At 35.2% G+C, this 18,158-nt stretch carries 23 protein-coding genes, 2 pseudogenes and 2 riboswitches; of the genes and pseudogenes, 18 read left to right on the top strand and 7 right to left on the bottom strand.

Annotation, left to right across the window (positions count from 1 at the left end; genetic code table 11):
* Window positions 1–116: 116 nt before the first annotated feature.
* Entirely contained in the window at window positions 117–290 is a 174-nt protein-coding gene (locus LC087_RS07395) for a DUF2759 domain-containing protein (protein ID WP_226539951.1), read from the bottom strand.
* Window positions 291–507: 217 nt separating this feature from the next.
* Here LC087_RS07395 and LC087_RS07390 point away from each other — a divergent pair, with 217 nt between their 5' ends.
* Both LC087_RS07390 and LC087_RS07385 read left to right on the top strand, forming a co-directional pair.
* Window positions 508–1,143 (top strand): MBL fold metallo-hydrolase, encoded by a 636-nt coding sequence (locus LC087_RS07390; RefSeq protein WP_226539952.1) that lies wholly within the window; start codon window positions 508–510, stop codon window positions 1,141–1,143.
* Complete coding sequence (locus tag LC087_RS07385; protein WP_306020494.1) at window positions 1,140–2,012, top strand: SAM-dependent methyltransferase; 873 nt, start codon at window positions 1,140–1,142, stop codon at window positions 2,010–2,012. Before LC087_RS07390 ends, LC087_RS07385 begins: the two co-directional genes overlap by 4 nt.
* Window positions 2,013–2,212: 200 nt before the next feature.
* On the opposite strand, the gene LC087_RS07380 is transcribed toward LC087_RS07385, so the two are convergent.
* Entirely contained in the window at window positions 2,213–2,458 is a 246-nt protein-coding gene (locus LC087_RS07380) for a DUF2626 domain-containing protein (RefSeq protein WP_226539954.1), read from the bottom strand.
* Between the two features lie 584 nt (window positions 2,459–3,042).
* Between LC087_RS07380 and comGA the strand changes: the two genes are divergently transcribed.
* From comGA to LC087_RS07325, 12 genes and pseudogenes are all read left to right on the top strand, one after another.
* Window positions 3,043–4,110 carry a competence type IV pilus ATPase ComGA gene (comGA, locus tag LC087_RS07375; protein ID WP_226539955.1) on the top strand — a complete coding sequence of 356 codons (1,068 nt, stop codon included), beginning with the start codon at window positions 3,043–3,045 and terminating at the stop codon, window positions 4,108–4,110.
* Window positions 4,100–5,134, top strand: a complete 1,035-nt coding sequence (gene comGB / locus LC087_RS07370; protein WP_226539956.1) for a competence type IV pilus assembly protein ComGB — start codon at window positions 4,100–4,102, stop codon at window positions 5,132–5,134. Before comGA ends, comGB begins: the two co-directional genes overlap by 11 nt.
* A 14-nt stretch (window positions 5,135–5,148) precedes the next feature.
* Entirely contained in the window at window positions 5,149–5,442 is a 294-nt protein-coding gene (gene comGC, locus LC087_RS07365; RefSeq protein ID WP_226540123.1) for a competence type IV pilus major pilin ComGC, read from the top strand.
* On the top strand, window positions 5,414–5,527 hold the full coding sequence (locus LC087_RS19620) for a prepilin-type N-terminal cleavage/methylation domain-containing protein (RefSeq protein WP_371932658.1): 114 nt from the start codon (window positions 5,414–5,416) through the stop codon (window positions 5,525–5,527). Before comGC ends, LC087_RS19620 begins: the two co-directional genes overlap by 29 nt.
* Before the next feature lie 164 nt (window positions 5,528–5,691).
* Window positions 5,692–6,081 carry a competence type IV pilus minor pilin ComGD gene (gene comGD, locus LC087_RS07360; protein WP_226539959.1) on the top strand — a complete coding sequence of 130 codons (390 nt, stop codon included), beginning with the start codon at window positions 5,692–5,694 and terminating at the stop codon, window positions 6,079–6,081.
* Window positions 6,047–6,388, top strand: a complete 342-nt coding sequence (locus LC087_RS07355; protein WP_226539961.1) for a hypothetical protein — start codon at window positions 6,047–6,049, stop codon at window positions 6,386–6,388. The genes comGD and LC087_RS07355 overlap by 35 nt, the downstream gene beginning before the upstream one ends.
* On the top strand, window positions 6,330–6,815 hold the full coding sequence (gene comGF, locus LC087_RS07350) for a competence type IV pilus minor pilin ComGF (protein ID WP_226539963.1): 486 nt from the start codon (window positions 6,330–6,332) through the stop codon (window positions 6,813–6,815). The genes LC087_RS07355 and comGF overlap by 59 nt, the downstream gene beginning before the upstream one ends.
* Window positions 6,815–7,189, top strand: a complete 375-nt coding sequence (gene comGG, locus LC087_RS07345) for a competence type IV pilus minor pilin ComGG (RefSeq protein ID WP_226540124.1) — start codon at window positions 6,815–6,817, stop codon at window positions 7,187–7,189. Before comGF ends, comGG begins: the two co-directional genes overlap by 1 nt.
* A 159-nt stretch (window positions 7,190–7,348) precedes the next feature.
* Window positions 7,349–7,504: a hypothetical protein gene (locus LC087_RS07340; protein WP_226539965.1), complete on the top strand. Its 156-nt coding sequence runs from the start codon at window positions 7,349–7,351 to the stop codon at window positions 7,502–7,504.
* Window positions 7,505–8,127: 623 nt separating this feature from the next.
* Window positions 8,128–9,046, top strand: a pseudogene (murB, locus tag LC087_RS07335) (UDP-N-acetylmuramate dehydrogenase).
* On the top strand, window positions 9,043–9,534 hold the full coding sequence (locus LC087_RS07330) for a shikimate kinase (RefSeq protein WP_226539967.1): 492 nt from the start codon (window positions 9,043–9,045) through the stop codon (window positions 9,532–9,534). Before murB ends, LC087_RS07330 begins: the two are co-directional and overlap by 4 nt.
* Before the next feature lie 57 nt (window positions 9,535–9,591).
* Window positions 9,592–9,771, top strand: coding sequence for a YqzE family protein (locus LC087_RS07325; protein WP_226539969.1), 180 nt, complete (start codon window positions 9,592–9,594; stop codon window positions 9,769–9,771).
* 369 nt (window positions 9,772–10,140) lie between these two features.
* Here the strand turns inward: LC087_RS07325 and LC087_RS07320 are convergent, their stop codons facing one another.
* Window positions 10,141–10,425 (bottom strand): hypothetical protein, encoded by a 285-nt coding sequence (locus LC087_RS07320; protein WP_226539970.1) that lies wholly within the window; start codon window positions 10,423–10,425, stop codon window positions 10,141–10,143.
* A gap of 390 nt (window positions 10,426–10,815) precedes the next feature.
* Between LC087_RS07320 and LC087_RS07315 the strand changes: the two genes are divergently transcribed.
* The 3 genes from LC087_RS07315 (at window position 10,816) to LC087_RS07305 (ending at window position 13,063) form a co-directional block, all read left to right on the top strand.
* Window positions 10,816–11,412, top strand: a complete 597-nt coding sequence (locus tag LC087_RS07315; protein WP_226539971.1) for a CalY family protein — start codon at window positions 10,816–10,818, stop codon at window positions 11,410–11,412.
* A 172-nt stretch (window positions 11,413–11,584) separates the two neighbouring features.
* On the top strand, window positions 11,585–12,064 hold the full coding sequence (locus tag LC087_RS07310; RefSeq protein WP_226539972.1) for a hypothetical protein: 480 nt from the start codon (window positions 11,585–11,587) through the stop codon (window positions 12,062–12,064).
* 291 nt (window positions 12,065–12,355) lie between these two features.
* Entirely contained in the window at window positions 12,356–13,063 is a 708-nt protein-coding gene (locus LC087_RS07305) for a TasA family protein (RefSeq protein ID WP_306020484.1), read from the top strand.
* A gap of 7 nt (window positions 13,064–13,070) precedes the next feature.
* Here the strand turns inward: LC087_RS07305 and LC087_RS07300 are convergent.
* The 4 genes and pseudogenes from LC087_RS07300 to LC087_RS07285 form a co-directional block, all read right to left on the bottom strand.
* Window positions 13,071–13,398, bottom strand: a pseudogene (locus LC087_RS07300) (helix-turn-helix domain-containing protein).
* Between the two features lie 85 nt (window positions 13,399–13,483).
* Entirely contained in the window at window positions 13,484–13,621 is a 138-nt protein-coding gene (gene sinI, locus LC087_RS07295; protein WP_226539975.1) for a DNA-binding anti-repressor SinI, read from the bottom strand.
* A gap of 30 nt (window positions 13,622–13,651) precedes the next feature.
* Window positions 13,652–13,734: riboswitch (cyclic di-GMP riboswitch) on the bottom strand.
* Window positions 13,735–14,151: 417 nt separating this feature from the next.
* Window positions 14,152–14,955, bottom strand: a complete 804-nt coding sequence (locus tag LC087_RS07290; RefSeq protein WP_226539977.1) for a YqhG family protein — start codon at window positions 14,953–14,955, stop codon at window positions 14,152–14,154.
* Window positions 14,952–16,625 (bottom strand): DEAD/DEAH box helicase, encoded by a 1,674-nt coding sequence (locus LC087_RS07285; protein ID WP_226539979.1) that lies wholly within the window; start codon window positions 16,623–16,625, stop codon window positions 14,952–14,954. The genes LC087_RS07290 and LC087_RS07285 overlap by 4 nt, the downstream gene beginning before the upstream one ends.
* A gap of 203 nt (window positions 16,626–16,828) precedes the next feature.
* A riboswitch (glycine riboswitch) is annotated at window positions 16,829–16,920 on the top strand.
* Window positions 16,921–17,065: 145 nt separating this feature from the next.
* On the opposite strand from LC087_RS07285, the gene gcvT reads away from it, so the two are divergent.
* Window positions 17,066–18,154: a glycine cleavage system aminomethyltransferase GcvT gene (gene gcvT / locus LC087_RS07280; protein WP_226539980.1), complete on the top strand. Its 1,089-nt coding sequence runs from the start codon at window positions 17,066–17,068 to the stop codon at window positions 18,152–18,154.
* Window positions 18,155–18,158: the final 4 nt, after the last annotated feature.

The following is an 18,158-nucleotide window of genomic DNA, read 5'->3' as shown; positions in this document are numbered from 1 at the left end:
GCCCAGCGACTCCGATGCGCAGGAGGTGCTAGCGTCAGCGTTAGTCACAGGACGTGACTGTACTTAGTTGACGTTCCTTATCACTCGTTGCTAATCGCGCGCTTGCGCTTTTCTTATTAATGAGCCGTTGGATATCCGTGCTTTAAAATGGTCATCACCGTAAACCATCCAAAGACAGCAACTGTCCCAAATGCAAAAATTATAGCGAGCACATTTTTTTCAATGACAGAACGAAATAGTCCGTAAACAGATAGAAGTGTCACAAGAGAAAAGATAATAATTAAACCCACTTAAAACGCCCCCTTTGCTTCATTTATATTAGTAAGTATGAGTAAAAAAAATAAGATATATCTTTTACATTTTATCGTTTTTCTTTCTTTTTGTCGAGGTAATAAAGGATTTGCCACAAGTTTGTCATGAGCGGTGGAAGTGAGTTTTTCCTTTTTGACGAAGGGAGGAAAGTAACGTAATATACATATTGAATAAACAAGAAACGGGGTGTTCTTAGTGGATTGGCAGAGGGTTCCATTAGGGCAATTACAAACAAATGCATATATTTTAAAAGATGACGAAGGAAAATGTGTCATTTTTGATCCAGGAGCTGAAGGTGAGCGATTAGTCGCTATGATTAAAAAGCGTCACTTAACTCCTTTAGCCATCTTGTTAACACATGCTCATTTTGATCACATTGGAGCGATTACGGATTTAAAAAAGCATTGGGATATTGATGTTTACCTTCATGAAAATGAAAAAGATTGGTTATCCAATCCGATTTTAAATGGTTCTCAATTTTTCATGAGTGCAGAAATAAAGGCAAGTCCAGCAGATAAATTAATAAAAAGACAACAAGATTTAACGATCGGTGACTTTCACTTTGAGTTGTATGAAACACCAGGTCACTCACCAGGAAGTGTCTCTTATTACAATGAAGAATTAGATGTGGTTTTCTGTGGGGATACGTTATTTAGAGGAAGTATTGGTCGAACAGACCTTCCAGGGGGAAATCATAGCCTGTTATTAAATAGTATTGAAAAACATATCCTCTCACTTCCTGAAGATACGATCGTTCTTCCAGGGCATGGACCAGAAACAACAGTAGATGAGGAAATGGCAACTAATCCATTTTTAAACGGTTTTTCATGAAACAAATCATACTTGACGAAATAAAAAAGTATGGTGGGAAAATTTCGTTCGCAAAGTATATGGAACTTTGTTTGTATCACGAAACATTTGGTTATTACACAAAGGAACAAGAAAAAATCGGAAAATCAGGTGATTATGTAACATCCAGTGTTCTTTCATCTATCTTTGCGGAAATGATCGCTGAATACTACGTCTATTTGGTTATAGAACATCATATACAACCTGCTTTTTGTGAAATAGGAGCGGGAAATGGGGCATTTTTTAAAGAGTTCAAGGAATGGTTGAAAAAGATATCAGAAGAAATATATGAGAAATCAATGTTTATCGCGATCGAAAAAAGCCCTCATCATCAACTCCAGTTTAAAAAGGCAACCCAATATAGTGTCCAAGTGAAAAGAGAACTTCCTAACAAATTTTCAGGAATGATTTTTTCGAACGAGTGGTTAGATGCTCTTCCTGTTCATGTCGTTACGCGAAAAGAAGGACAACTATTTGAAGTTTTTATCACCTCCCAAGAGGAACAGTTAAAGGAGGTTTTAATCCCATTAGAGAATCAAAGAATTGAGAAAATAATTGAGAACTATCAAACTCCCATTTTAGAAGGACATCGCATAGAGCTGTCACTAAAAATGCTCGATGAGCTATATAGGGTAAACTTAGCGGTTGATCACGGTATACTCATGACGATTGATTATGGCTATGAGCATCGTGATTTATACGATTCTTCTTTAAAAGATGGAAGCTTAAGAGGTTATAAAAACCATCAAATGATAACGAACCTTTTAGATGAACCTTTTAGCCACGACATCACTTCTCACATTCTTATAGATTTATATAAAAAAAAGGCTCGAACGTTTCGGGTGGAGTGAGCTTTATCATCACCGCCAAAACAAATTCCTTTTGGAACGAGGAATTTTAAAGAAACTTGAGGAACCGAACGCAATAGATCCTTTTTCCCCTCAACAAAAAAGAAACAGGGCTATCCGTTCTTTTATTGCAGGAGATTCATTAAGTCAGCATTTTCATGTCTTAATACATAAGAAAAAATCACCCTAATATAGGGTGATTTTTAATGTCCGCCTGTTCCTGGAACCATGATGAATGTCGTCCAATACGTGAAGCCGACAAAGAAAACGGTTAAGTAAGCACCAAAAATGTATATATACATTCTTTCAGATAGTTTTAAATAAGACAATAAGACAAAGAATCCTGTTTGAGCTAAAAATAGAACAGAAACGGTATGCATATCTCCTACAAAAAACATTATGGCAATTATTCCCGTCCAGAAACCAAGTACTCGATACATACGGTCCATATGTATTCCCCCCTTTGTACCTTCTTTAAAGATAAGAATGTATAAACTTTGTCCTTATTAGGACATTGTTCTTACCCTTGTCTAGCTCCAGCGCCCAGCGACTCCGACGCACACGACGTGCTAGCGTCAACGTTGCACTTAGTTGACGTTCCATTTTCTGTAGGATAAGTCAACATCGAAGCCTTCAGCATATCGTGTTTCCTTTATCGCATGCGGAGTGCTCAATACCCTTCGTCGCTAAAAAGACGCTTCCGCTTTTCTATACATTACTTTTCTTATTATAATGTAGCCAGCACGTGCTGTAAATATTCTGTGAATAAATAAGTGTTATGTCTCACGAATGTTATAAAAAGTTCATAAATTGGTTTGTTCATTTGATAAAGACAATTACCTGTAAAAAAAAGTAGACAAGAGTCAATTTTCTTATGGAGAAAATTAATTTTATATACTCTTTTCTCTCATTTTTCATTGCCATTCTTTCTAAAAAGATAATTTTGCTTTTTAGAAAAAATTAGATTATCAAAGGATAGGTCGAAAGGAAGGAGATTTTGTTTTAGTATGGTGTTGAAGGAGGGAGAAACGAAATGTTATCAATTGAACAATTGAGTGAACAATTGATTGAGGAAGCTTGTGTAGTAAATGCATCCGATCTTCACATTATTCCACGTGATGATGATGCCCTTATTCAACTAAGAATCGATGACGACATCATTGAAAAGCACACAATGAACAAAAAAAGAGCAGAAAGAATGATTGCTTATTTTAAATTTTTGTCATCCATGGATATTGGGGAAAAAAGAAAGCCTCAAAATGGAAGTCTTTCATTTAAGACAAAAGCAATACAAGTAAACCTTCGCTTTTCCACACTTCCTACCATAAATGATGAAAGTTTAGTCATTCGCATTTTTCCACAAAAAATGGTCCCTGCGCTTCAAAAACTATCGTTATTTCCAACAACAACGAACAAGCTTTTATCTTTAATCAATTATTCACACGGTCTCATCATTTTTACAGGTCCTACAGGGTCTGGAAAAACGACAACTCTATATTCATTGTTACATTATGCAAAGGAGCATTTTCATCGTAACATTATTACCCTAGAAGATCCTGTGGAAACAAAAAGTGATCAAGTGTTGCAAGTTCAAGTGAATGAAAAGGCGGGTATGACTTATTCTGCTGGACTTAAAGCAATATTAAGACACGATCCGGATATGATTATGGTTGGTGAGATAAGAGACAGTGAAACAGCTAAAATAGCTATTAGGGCGAGCTTAACAGGCCATTTAGTTCTATCAACGATGCATACGAGAGATGCAAGAGGAGCCATTTATCGTCTTTTAGAGTTTGGTGTAGGTTTATCTGAAATTGAACAAACGTTAATTGCTGTAAGTGCGCAAAGGCTTGTGGAATTAGTATGCCCTTTTTGTGAAGGGCGTTGTACACCATTTTGCAAATCTTTAAGAAAAACAAGAAGATTGGGTGTGTTTGAGCTATTATATGGGAAAAATTTAACGTCCTCAATTCGGGAAGTAAGAGGTGAAAGAGTTTCGTATAACTATTTAACATTAAAGGATGCGATGAAGAAAGGAGTGTCATTAGGGTATTTAACACAATCATCCTATAACCGCTGGATTTATGCAGATGAAGAGTAAGAAAAGCTGGAACCTAGTAGATCAACAGCAATTTTTAGAGAGAGTCTGCTCATTGCTAAAGAAAGGTTATACATTGCCTGAAGCAATAAGGCTCTTGAGCGTGAGCATGTCTAAGTCCAAAAAAGGAGATCTAAAAAAGTGTTTGTACTGGATGTCACAGGGTGAGGCTATTCGCACATGTCTGGAAAGGATAAAGTTTAGTCCTGATGTTTTAAGCTATTTATATTTTGCTGAAAAACATGGGGATTTAGTTTTTGCTTTAAAGGAATCTACGAAAATGATTGAAAGGAAAATCATACAGATTGAAAAGGTAAAGCAAATAGGTCGTTATCCTCTCTTCTTACTTTTCTTCATGTCGATCATATTATTTATGATTCAAAGTTTCATTATGCCTCAATTCGAGCAAGTTTATCAAACGATGAATATTGAACCTTCCCTTGGAATTCAGTCACTTTTCATTTTCTTTTTTGTGATGAATAAATCAATTTATATAGTCGCTTTTACAGGGGGAGCCTTTCTGTTCTATTACAAATTTTTATTTAAGAGAAAAACAGCTGTACAACAAGCTACTATTCTTTTGAAAATACCATTGGTGAAAACAATCACACGAAGATTTATCAGTTATTATTTTTCCATACAGATGAGTAGTTTGTTGACTAATGGATTTTCGATCTATGAAAGTTTACATTTATTTAAACAGCAGTCTATATTACCTTTGTTTCAAGATATAGCAAAGGTAATTATTAAAAAACTTCGAAATGGAGAGAAGCTAGAGGTTGTAGTAGAAAATAGTCCGTATTTTGATCATGAACTAGCAATTGTTATTGGTTACGGACAAGCAAATAGTCAATTAAATCGAGAACTTTACACGTACAGTCAACTTTTAATTGAACAGACCGAAGGCCGATTTGAAAAATGGAGTGCATTTTTTCAGCCAATTCTTTTTATTGGCTTAGGTGCGATTGTTTTAATGGTGTATTTATCTTTAATGATGCCAATGTATCAAATGATGAATCAAGTATAGGGGGAGCTAACATGTTGGATGAGAGAGGTTTTACATTAATTGAAATGCTCGTTGTTTTATTAGTGATCTCAATACTGCTTATAATGACCATTCCTAATATAACGAAACATAATCAAAACATTCAAAAGAAAGGGTGTGAAGGGTTAGTGAATATGGTTCAAGCGCAAGTGGTCGCTTATGACATGGAGAATGACCAAGTCCCAACCTTAGAGCAACTTATCACAGGAGGTTATATAACTGATAATGCATCATGCCCTGATGGTTCATCTATTGTAGTGAATGAGGATGGTTCGGTTGAATCTCAATAAACAAGGGGGCTTTACTCTTGTTGAAATGATGCTCGTTCTCTTGGTCGTTTCAATAATTTCTGCTTCTTCGCTACTTACAGTGTAAAGTAAGTGCTTAAATCTAAACATCTGAAATCAACTCAATTAATAAAAAGGTGTATTCTTCCTTACAGAGCTGGTTTTTTCAACTTGTAACAGGTGGAGAATACTGAGCGATCAATTGAACTCACTCCCTTGTCCGCCTTTGAAAATACTATATGATCATTCTAAATGGCGAAGAGCCTAATTTCTTTGATGATGTGGACAAGCGGGAAAAAATTATTTTCAGAAAGAAAAGCGGAAACATTTTTTAACTTGTTAGAAGGAGATATTCTTTACGCGCAACAGTATGCTTTGTTAAACCGAGAATCTGTTCGAATTATTTTTGATAACGATCATCACCGTTATTATTCAAAAGGCCATTATTTCGAAGGGAAAATATTCGAAAGGATGGTAAGTGACGATATTTTTTTTGAAGGAACCTCAATTGGTTATAGAATTAAGTTTACAACTGCAGGGAGTTTATCTCAAAGTGGTACGTTAGGAATTAATATTAATGGTGAAAAATATAAGGTGGTTTTTTATCTTGGATCAGGAAGATTTAAATGGAGCAAATTGTGAACTAGGTTATAGTTTGGTAGAAACGATGATGTCATTCAGTATTTGGTTGGTGACCGTTTGTGTGTTCATACCCGTCTCAAGTCATTTATATTCAGAAAGGATGGAAATGAAAAAAACAATTGAAGCGTACCGAATATTATTTGAAGTAAAACAAGAAAAGCTTTATGAACGGTCAATAATCCTCGATAAAAAAGAACGAATAGGAAGCAAGTTTTCAATTCAACAAAAAGAAGAGGGTGAAATTCTTTGTGTTTATTGGGAAAGGGAAAATAAGATACAGGAAATATGTACAAAATCTCCTTTATGATGAAGGTTATACTTATGCCCATCTTCTTCTCAATTTACTAATAACATCGATTATCCTCTCCTCTCTTCTCATTTTATTCCCATATTTAAAACAAATAACTGCCTTATCAACGGATGTTCAACCATTTGAGTGGAATGTTTTTTTGCAACAAGTTCAAAGAGAAATGATTGGAGGAAAAGAGTTAAGTGTGGACACAACTTCATTTACTTTTTACGATGTGACAGGAGAGAAAATAACAATTGAGAAATACGGAAATATTATTAGAAGAAAGGTGAATAATTCTGGACATGACATTATGTTGCAAAGAATTAATGGGTTTTCATGTGAAAAAGTAAAGAATGGAGTGATATTAAAGGTTTCGAATGAACGAGGAACTGAATATGAAGCGACTATAAGGCTGTATAATCAGTTTGAGGCTGAATCGTGATGAATGAAAAGGGATATAGTTACCCACTAACGGTAGCATTATGCTTTATGTGCCTATCTCTCATTGCATTTCAAGTGAAGATGGTTCAACGTGAAGCAGCCTTCTATGAAGATACGAAGGAGTATTATAAGCTTCGAATCATGATGGTAGAAGCGGTTTCCATTACAATGGAAGATTTCAATAGTGAAAGACTAGATGATCGATTAATAGAGGTGGATGAAGGGGTGATAGAGATTGAATATAGGGAAGACAGTGATGACTTTTATCAAGTTGAAATAGTATGTAAAACTATGAGTGGAATTAGGTATTCAATTTCATTCGATTGGGATGTGAACAAGAAGGAAATAGTTCGTTGGACGGATTGGGAGATTTAATGTTGATCCAAAGAAATGGTAAATAAAATCCCCTCTTAAAGGTGGTACTTCATCATATCATGGGGTATGAATATTACATCAAATAAAAATGACCGTTTAAAATGAGTAATTGTACCTACTGGAAAAGTTTATTCAGATTAAAGTAAGGGGGGAACGAAAGTGGAAAACACCTTAAACCTTATACTGAAAGAAATAAAAAATTTAAAAGATACAACAAACATTAGGTTTGACCAAATCGATATTGAACTATGTTCCTTAACAGAAACTAGTCAACGGATCGAGAATAAAGCTGATGAGCTTCAAAAAAAATATTGAAAATCTCGGCAGGTATAATGAGAATCTTATAAAATATATAGATGGTAAAACGAACATATTGAACAACCGTATTTTTAATCTAGAATATGAATTTTATAATCAGAAATGAAAAGTGAAAAACTTTTTTAAAATCTATCTAAAGACCAATTGTGTATTAGCATAATTGGTTTCTTTTTACAGAGTAAGAAAGTATAAAAATCTGTCCTTATTCGGATGGTGCTTTTATTTTTGTCTAGCTCCATTGCCCAGCAACTCGTAAGTTTTTCGACGCACAGGAAGTGCTAGCATCATCGTTGCCCACAGGACGTGGGCGCCTTTAGATGATGTTCCATTTCTTTGATAAGTCAACGGAGACGCCTCCAGGAGGGAGGTGGATCTACATTGCCACAGGACGTGGCTGAACTTAGTAGATCCTCCGCCTTCGGCTTTTCGTGTTTCCTTTATCTCATATGGAGTGCTCAAGCCCCTTCGTTGCTAAACGGGCGCTTGCGCTTTTCTTATTCCATCTCCTTATTCGTATGCTATAATAATTTTGCGATTAGATGTACGTACGTTAATGTGCAGATCTTTATATAATATATAGATGCTCATAATTTGAATGATAGAGAAGGTTGATGATGCAGATGAATATCGGAAAAGTGAAAGAAAAGCTCCTGGATTTTTTATTACCTGAACATGTCAAAGTGCACCACTCGTTAACGAACTATACCTTTACAAAAACGGGTGGAGAAGCTGATATACTTGTTTTCCCAACGACTTATGAGGATGTACGAAAGATTTTAGAAGTATCGAAAGTAGAAAACCTTCCTCTTACTATTATTGGTAATGGTTCAAACATGATTATTAAAGATGGGGGGATAAGGGGAATTGTTATTCACTTTGGTAACTTGACAAAGATATCGAATGAAGAAGAGCAAGTCGTTGCACAATGTGGAGCAAAAATAATAGATGTTTCTCGTTATGCCCTTGAAGCAAGTTTAACAGGATTAGAGTTTGCTTGCGGTATTCCAGGGACCGTTGGGGGGAGCACTCTATATGAATGCCGGTGCCTACGGGGGAGAAGTGTCAGATGTACTCGAAAGTGTTGTTGTTATTACTCAAGGTGGGCAAATAGTAACATTGAAAAATAAAGAACTTGAATTAGCTTATCGAAAAAGTAATATTGCCGAAAAACAATATATTGTATTAGAAGCTCGGTTTTCTTTAAAGAACGCAATGTATGAAATAATTAAAGAAACGATGGACGACCTTACCTTTAAGAGAGAATCGAAACAGCCATTAGAGCATCCATCGTGTGGAAGTGTTTTTAAGCGTCCTCCAGGATATTTTGCAGGAAAGCTCATTCAAGATTCAGGATTACAAGGGAAACAAATCGGTGGTATTCAAGTATCAAAAAAACACGCAGGGTTTATGGTGAATATAGGTCAAGGGACTGCCACGGATTATATTAATCTTATTCAATATGTTCAAAAAACAGTGAAAGATAAGTTTGGTGTTGATTTAGAAACTGAAGTAAAAATAATAGGAGAAGATCTTGAATGAAAGTGATCTATTTAACTGGATTTATGGGAGCGGGTAAGTCAACGATTGGTGTTGAATTAGCAAAGTTATTGAATTGTCCTGTTATTGATACTGACGAAGCAATTGTTAAAAAGGAAAAACGTCTAATTCCTGAAATTTTCGAACAAGAGGGTGAAAAATATTTTAGAAACATTGAATCTCAAGTGTTAAAAGAGCTTCCGAAAGGAGATTGTGTTGTGACGACGGGGGGAGGATTAGTAGTTGCTAGTGAAAACCGTGAATATATGAAGCAAAATGGTATCGTCATTTATTTACAAGCTGATTTCCATTCTCTTTATAAAAGAATTCAACATGACCCAAATCGCCCCCTTGCTCGAAATCATTCATATGATAAACTAAAAACCCTTTTGGCAGAGAGGAAATACTTGTACCAAGAAGCAGATTATATTATTAATACGGATGATCAGGAACCATTTCAAATTGCTGAGGAGATTGCTAAGTTAGTTTAAATATAAAATATCAGGAGCATACTAAGGATACCAATTGAATTTTACGAGGTGTCTATTATGTCTACCAATGATTATATTAAATTTGTAACGGAGCAATTTGTGAAATATATGGACAAACCTAAGTCTGTAAGAAAGAAAGATCGTAAAAAAAGACGGAAATCTGAACCTTTGTTAACGAAATGGTTTGGAATCATTCCTTTTTCCATCGAGCTGTTTGTGAAAAGGAAGAAGAAATAACGGTTTATTCCTTAAAGAGGTTGTTTAAAAAGTCCTAAAAAAATGTCGGTTGAATAACGTTGTTGGTTTGCTTTTCCGCTCCTCCGACGCACAGGAGGTGCTAGCGCAGGCATTGCTCTCGCGACGTGGCTGAACTTAGCCTGCGTTCCTTAAGCAGACCGCCTCGTTCTTGTCTAGTTTCGGCCCTTACATCCTCGAGGTCATAAGTCAAACATCTAGTGAAGGTAAAGAACACCTTCACCTTATGTTCTCCTTATGCTGGTCGGATGTGAGCAAAGGGCTTCAGCTTTTCTATTCAGCGTCTTTTTTTCCCTACTTTTTAAACACGCACTTAAAGTGCGTGTTTAAATTTACACTTGCTTAAACTTTTTAATACCTGAAAATCGTCGTTTCTTTTATTTTTCCACTTTTTTTGTTTAACTTGAATGTTACTATTGCTTGAAAGCGTTCTGAAGGAGAGGTCATTTGACATAGAAATTGATTAATTGTTTCCAGTTTCTTCTCCTGATTTAACGTTTGATAACATGCGATTACTTGAGCAAAAGGGAATTGCTTCGCAACTTCTTGTTTCGCTTTGGAATGAAGTTCGTTGTTACTCCCTATTGTTGTGTTTAAAAATAACATGACTAAAAGCGCATGGATAATTGTTTTCATAAAACCACCTTTTGAAAACCTGTCGTTTCTATCCCCAAAATCACTTTATACAGGAGAGTATTAAATTGAAAACTCATTATTAATATAAGAATAATCAATTAATTTTATTCGTTCAAGATCTCTTTTGGACACGTTTGTTCTTCAATAAGAACGATTGTTGTGTTTTATCGAGATATTTTCAGTAAATAAGTGAATAAGTAAGTTTACCCCATAAGAATCGTTCGTTAAAACGAAAAATAGGCTTTTTTCGCATTTTTCAAATATATTTCTATCCTCTATACTGTGAGTAGATGTTCTTTTAAGAGAACGAAATGTTCTTGGAGAAGAACTAGCATCCTTGAGAAGTTGGCATAAGAAGCAAACCCAATTATTAAGAGGAGGAATTTATTCATGAGTTTAAAAAAGAAGTTAGGTTTAGGAGTAGCATCAGCAGCTTTAGGTATTTCTTTAATCGGTGGAGGTACATACGCTTACTTTAGCGACACAGCAACTACAACTGGTACGTTTGCTGCGGGTACATTAGATTTAAATGCAAAACCAACAGAAATTATCGATGTAGATAACATCAAGCCTGGTGACTGGATGACACGTTCATTCAAACTAAAAAATGATGGATCTCTTGATATTGCTGAAATTTTACTTACGACTGACTATGCTGTTACGGATGCTAAAGGTGACAACGGTTCAGAAGATTTCGGAGAGCACATTCAAGTTAACTTCCTATGGAACATTGATAAAACGGATGAAGTTATTTATTCAACTAGCTTAAAAGATTTAAAAGCTATGAGCCCAGATGCTCTTGAAAATAAAGTATTTATCCCATGGTTTGATGAGCGTGGAGGTCATTTAGCTCCAGGAACGGATGACTTATTCTATGTACAATTTGAGTTTGTTGATAACGGAAAAGATCAAAACATTTTCCAGGGAGATTCTTTAGAGTTAACTTGGACGTTTGAAGGTAAGCAAGCTGACGGTGAAGCTAGATAAGGATCACAATAGGTTAAGATACGAAGGTGGGTTCTAAATCCACCTTCTTTCTTACATAAAACGTATGAGTTGAAAAAGCTAGGTAGCAACTATCACAAATACAAGTTTTTGTCCTACTTTTTGAACTCACACATACAGTAAGAACTATGAAGGTGTAAGGAGGCGGTAAAACATGAATGAAAAGCATCAACGATTAAATGGCGCACTCTTTTTAATAATGAAACTAGTTAGTATATGGTATTTGCTGATTTTTTCTGCATTTTATTTAACGGATCAAACGACTGCCTATATTAGTAATCAAGAAAAAACAACTGGGAAAATTACAGCGGGGCACTGGGTGGAAGATCAATCAGATGTAGTGGAGGAAACATCAGAGGAAAAAGATAAGCAACCAAATGGAGTAGAGAAAGAAGATGAAAATGAACAAACGAAAGAAAACCTAAATGAAGAAACAACTAATGAAGTCAAGAATGAAGAAGAGGAGAGCTCTGATCAGGAACAGCCAGTGGAAGATAAACAAAATGAGAATAAGCAAACGGAAGAAAAATTAGATGAAAAAACAAACGATGATATTAATAATGTAGAAGACGAACAAGCAGTCGAGCATGAATCTAATCAAGAGCAGCCGGTAAAAGAAGAGATTGATGGATAAAGATAAAGGCGAAAAACAAAATAACAAGTTAGATAGAGAGTAGTAGAGATTAAGGAAATTAGTAAGTGGTAGAGTCGTCTCGTTACCTTTTTAATATTTGCACTATTATTATTTATGTTATTTGCCGTAATTATTTCAAAGGCATCAGGTGATGAACCAAAGGTTTCAGTTCTCAACAATTTTTACAATACTAGAATTAATGGGTAAGGATTAGAGTGACAAATATAATAACGTAAAAGTCTCAAGTTAACAAGAGGGATAGAAAATAGAATTGTAAAAGAAGGTGATTCTATGGCAAACAAGAAATACATCATACTGTTTATTTCCTTTATGAGTGCAATTTTCTTCTATATTCCTAGCGCACAAGGAATGGAGCAATTACCACCTATTAAGTTAACGACAGATCTTTCAAGTAGTGGAGAAGTTTTTATAAATGTGGACAATGTTAAGCCGGGGGATTGGATGCCTCGCTCAATCTCTGTGACAAATCAAGGTAGTGCAGACTTCCGATATACGGCAACGGCTAAACGATCAAAAGGGTCAAAAAAATTTTATGAACAGCTTGATTTAAAAGTTGTTCATGAAAATTTGGTTTTATACGAGGGGAAGCTTAGTGATTTTACAGGATTAGAGCCTAGAATGATAAAAATGAATCAGACGGAAGAATTATTTTTCACCATTACGGTTCCTTATGAATTAGGAAATGAGTTTCAAGGACTTATATCTGAAATAGAACTACAATTCTTTTCTCCAGACCCATTAGGCTATGGTGGAGGAGATGGGGGAGGACTTATAGGAGATCCTAGCAAATCAGGTTGGCTCCCACAAACGGCTACACAATCATTCAATATACTAGCAGTTGGCTTTATGCTTTTAATTTTCGGAATATTTCTACAAATAGCAAAAAGAAACGAGAAAAGAGTCTTTTTTTTAGGGAGTTTTGTTCTTTATAAAGAACAAAGTGAATTAGTAAAAGCATTAAGATCACTATGGTCTTAATGCTTTTTTATTGGGGTTTATTCATTTTCCATTTATTGAATTCTAAAAATTGTTTGAATTCTTGTTTTGAAACTCCCAGATTTCATTGCTTCTTGGACAAGCTCTCTCCATTCCGAATCTAAATTGTGATCATCTTCCTGCTCTTCCTCAATTAAAGAGTTAACGGAAACATTTAATACTTCTGAAATCTTCTCTAAAAATTGAAGAGAGGGATTTGATTGTAAATTTCGTTCGATGGAGCTTAAATAAGATTTGGCTACTCCTGCTCTTTCCGCGAGTTCAGAGAGAGAGAGTCTCTTTTCATTCCGATAATAACGTATACGTTCCCCTATCATATTAAACACCTGCCTTCGGTTATTATAACACATAGGAGGTTAGAGGATTATAAAAAATTGTTGGGTTTGTCGATTTGTGAAAATTTTATTTATCTTTTAGCTGTTGTTGAAAAAATTGAGGATTGTGAATAAAGGTCTTTATTTCATCGTATGTCATACCGATTGATCGTGCTGATAAAATTAGTTCAACCCATTCTTCATCTAGCTGTTGAATTTGTTCCATGATTTCTCCTCCTAAAATACAGTTTGTATTCCAGGTAGTCCAGCCATCATAGCAAGAGCTTTAGATCTGAGACTTTGCGTCCCGCTCTTTCAAACGGTTTGCCTTTTACTGAATAATAAACAATAAACCTGTACTTTCTATTATAAGAAATATAGAGCAAAAGTAGTGAAGAATATTGTCGAATAAATGAAAAGGGGAAATAAGTCATAGTGATTCTTCTTTTCACTTGAAAAATCGTGTGATTTTGGACTATTTGTCTTATGATAAAGGAAACAACTTAGGGTGAATCCCCATTGGTGTGATTATTAGAGTAGGTGTTTTTAACTATTGAATAAATAGTAGTTCTGAAAGTTTATCTCCGATTATGGAGGATATTTTTCCGGTAATAGTCTTTGTTCGTTTATCATGAGGTAGGGTAAAAAAATGATCAATATCAATACTGGTTTTTTATGTCAGATAAAGGTTAGGGAATTCGTTTTATTGTTTGTTAATTTCATTAAAACGATAGGTGTTTATTAGCATTTCTATTTTTACGAAGTAGATGTAAACAATAATTGGTGAAACCGTTCAGATAAATAAAAAATCCCTCCGTTTTGAACGGAAACCTCAATATGAGGGTCATACAGTTTCTGGAGAGATTTTTTTTCAACTTGATATTCCTCGGGCTTTTCATCTACCTCTTCATAAAAATGTTCCAAAAGAGAAAGATCTTGTTGCCATCTTTGAAGTGCCTCTTTTGCCCATGTATCAGACTCTTTTCGTAAGTTATCTTCTATATATTTTTGTAATCGAACAAGTCCGCTTTTCGGTTTGATTAATCCAGGCGTCGTGAAACAAAAGTTCGGTATTTTTGGTGTTAAGGAAATTGAATGAAGTTGATTGAAGAACTCTTCAACTATTATTCCGTTAATTAAGTTTAAACCAAGTGAAAGACTTCGTTGTTTTTTTTTGTCGCAAATATATGAAATGACTACATTGACATTTAACCACGGTTGAAGAGGAATGTTTTCATGTTTATTTTGTATTGTCTCATACATACGAATGTATCTACCAAGCTGTTTCGTTGCATTAAACATTTGCTCTAGTCTTGGAGAACCGAAATGGATTAGTTCCCCATCCTCATTTTGATGATTCGTCTTTAATATTAATTTTTTTGGTTGCGGGACTCCTCCCGTTTTTTCAACGTAGTGCCAATAAAAAGGGCGGTTCATTAGTTGCTTATCCATATCTATTGTAAGCTGCACAGCTAAAGAGCCGTCCGTTTGTTCAATAACGTTACAATCATTAGCTTTAAAAAATTGCAGAAGATATTGGTGAATTTCAGTTTGTTTCATAGATTAGCCTCCTTAAATTCTTGGTCCTCGTTTTGAAATACGATTGCTGAAAGGTTGTCTACTTTCACTTTAAGTTCCCCTTCTGACTTTGAAGAAGTGACAATATCTTTTAAATGATTTTCGAACTCATTTACGTCAATTTTTTTTAAAATATGGTCAAGTTCACCAACGACACGTCTAAAAAGATGAATCTTTTCATACAAAAGGGTTAAAATATGCTCTTCAATTGTATTTTTCGTTGCCATATTGTAAATGTGGACATCATGCTCTTGGCCAAAACGATGGATTCTTCCGATTCTTTGTTCAACACGCATAGGATTCCATGGCAAATCGTAATTAATAATATGATGGCAAAATTGCAGATTGATTCCTTCTCCTCCTGCTTCGGTTGCAATTAACACTTGAGCATGGTTTTTAAATAACTCCTTCATCCAGTCTTTCTTTCCTCGTTTAAATCCTCCACGAAAAGGAACAGAAGTAATTCCGTGTTGCTTTAAAAACCATTGTAAATAAAATTGAGTCGCATGGTACTCGGTAAAGATAATCACTTTATCATTTATTTTTTTTATGAGTTCTAATGTTTTAATTGCTTTTGAATTTTGAGAAACTTGATCAATTACTGTAAGTAAGTGTTCAATTGTCGTGATTGGCAGTGGTAGAGCTTCCTTCTCTTTTTTATCAAGCATTTTTTTTAAGGTCATGTAAACAGCTTCCCGACTTGAACAGGCTTCCCTTTGCAAAGTGATGAGGGAAAAGGTGCTCGTTTGTTTAAATTCATGTCGTACAGAATTGATGGCATCATATAAAGCAACTTCAGATGGGGAAAAGGTGATCCAAGTGGTTTCGACATGTCTGTTAGTCCACTTAACACCAGTGTCACTTCTACGATTGCGAATCATTACTTTATTTATGAGTTCTTTCAATTGATCGTCTTCTTTCACTGTTCGTTCTTTTGCTGAGAACACTTTAGAAAAAGTTTGTTCACTTCCTAAGTGACCTGGTTTTAACAAGGAGACAAGATTAAATATTTCTTCTACTCTGTTATGGACAGGAGTTGCGGTAAGTAGTAAACAATATTTCTTCTTTAAATTTACGACAAACTGATAGTTTTTTGTTTTATTGTTTTTTAATTTGTGTGCTTCATCAATAATGACAATATCGTAATCTTGTTTGTAAATTATCTCTTTATGAGGGCTTCTTTTTGCCGTATCTAAAGAGGAGACGACAATGTCACACTGGTCCCATACATAAGATTTTTTTTGTTCTACAGCAGGAATGTGAAATTTACTCAATAACTCCTTTGTCCATTGAGATACTAACGAAGCAGGTACAAGTATAAGAGCTTTCTTAACTAGTCCTCTTATCATATACTCTTTTAAGATAAGCCCAGCTTCAATCGTTTTTCCTAAACCAACCTCATCTGCTAATATGGCTTTTCCATGCATCTCTTCGACTACCCTCTCTGCCACTTTAAGCTGATGCTCTAGAGGAGTAAATTGAGATAAATATTTAGGAGCTTGAAGGCCGTTAAAGGAAGGTATTAAGACATGGTTTCCTATTTTAAAGGATAGATTAAATAACTCCCAGTTTGACCAAGGGCCATCCTCATCTAATCTTTTTGAAAATTCTTCGTTCCAATCTTGATCGAATGATATTCGGATCTTATTCACCTTAAACCCTCCGTTTTTTGCGAATATACATCGTTATTTTTGTTGTTATTTGGAAATATAAATAGATAAAGGCGTACGTTTATAATTGAATGATAATTTTTATTAAGGAAAATAATAATTGATGATTAAATTGAAAAGTGGTACGATGGACGAAGAAATATGTTAAACGTTATTTTATCCAATGTTGTTATGAATATGTGCGAATGATAGCAAGGGGAGAGGGCCTTTTATATTGCGGGACGCCGAAGGAGCAAGCGTTTGTGAATCTCTCAGGCAAAAAGACTCTTGTTTGACGCGGCTCTGGAGAGTGTTTGCTAGTCAAACCACCAAAGGGGATTAAACTTTCAGGTGAAGGGACAGAGACTTAAAACACATGCTGTTTAAAACAGTATGTTTGTTTTAGTCTCTGTTTTTTGATGTTTAAAAAAGGGGGAAGTAGAATGGCACAACTTAAAAGAACACCACTTTTTTCTGTTTGTAAGGAATCAGGTGGAAAAATGATTGATTTTGGCGGATGGGAGTTACCAGTACAATTTTCATCTATTAAAGAAGAACATCGCGCTGTTAGAGAGAAAGTTGGATTGTTTGATGTTTCCCATATGGGTGAATTTGAAGTCAAAGGGGAAGGAAGCCTTCTCTTCTTGCAAAAAGTAATGACTAATGATATGAGTAAGCTTAAAGATGGCAAGGCTCTTTATACGGCTATGTGTTACGAAGATGGAGGAACAGTTGATGATTTGTTAGTTTATCGAAAATCAAAAACAGATTATCTCCTTGTCGTAAATGCGGCTAATATTGAACAGGATCTTCAATGGTTAAACGAGCATAGGGAAGAAAACGTTGAGATTACGAATGTATCTAATCATATGGCTCAGCTAGCTTTGCAAGGTCCACTTGCCAATGAGGTATTACAATCTTTTACCGATACAAATTTATCTACTATTAAGTTTTTTCATTTTTTTGAGAACATTTGTCTAAATGGAATCGATGCGCTAGTCTCTCGAACGGGTTACACAGGGGAAGATGGTTTTGAAATCTATTGTGCAGCAGAGGATGCACCTGCTCTATGGAAAGATCTATTACAAAATGAACATGTGGTTCCATGTGGTTTAGGGGCGAGAGATACGCTTCGTTTTGAAGCGAATTTAGCCCTTTACGGGCAAGAGTTGTCAAAAATCATTTCTCCGATTGAAGCAGGGATTGGTTTTGCGGTAAAGGTAGATAAATCAATTGCATTCATTGGTCAAGAAGTGTTGAAAAAGCAAAAGAAAGAAGGTCCTCCAAGAAAATTAGTAGGAATTGAAATGGTAGGGAAAGGAATCCCTCGCCATGGCTACAGTGTTTGGGTGGATAATCATCTAGCAGGAGAAGTGACCTCTGGAACGCAATCTCCTACCTTAGGAAAAAATGTAGGTTTGGCAATTTTAGAAAAAGAATTCACGGACCTTGGTCAAGAGCTAGAAGTAGAGATAAGAAAAAAACGAGTAAAAGCGGTTGTTGTCAAAACACCTTTTTATAAGCGCACATAGGGGG

Origin of the sequence: Bacillus carboniphilus (assembly GCF_020524035.2) — a bacterium.
Taxonomy (GTDB): domain Bacteria; phylum Bacillota; class Bacilli; order Bacillales; family JAIVKR01; genus Bacillus_CC.
This window is presented reverse-complemented; position numbering and strand designations above follow the sequence as displayed.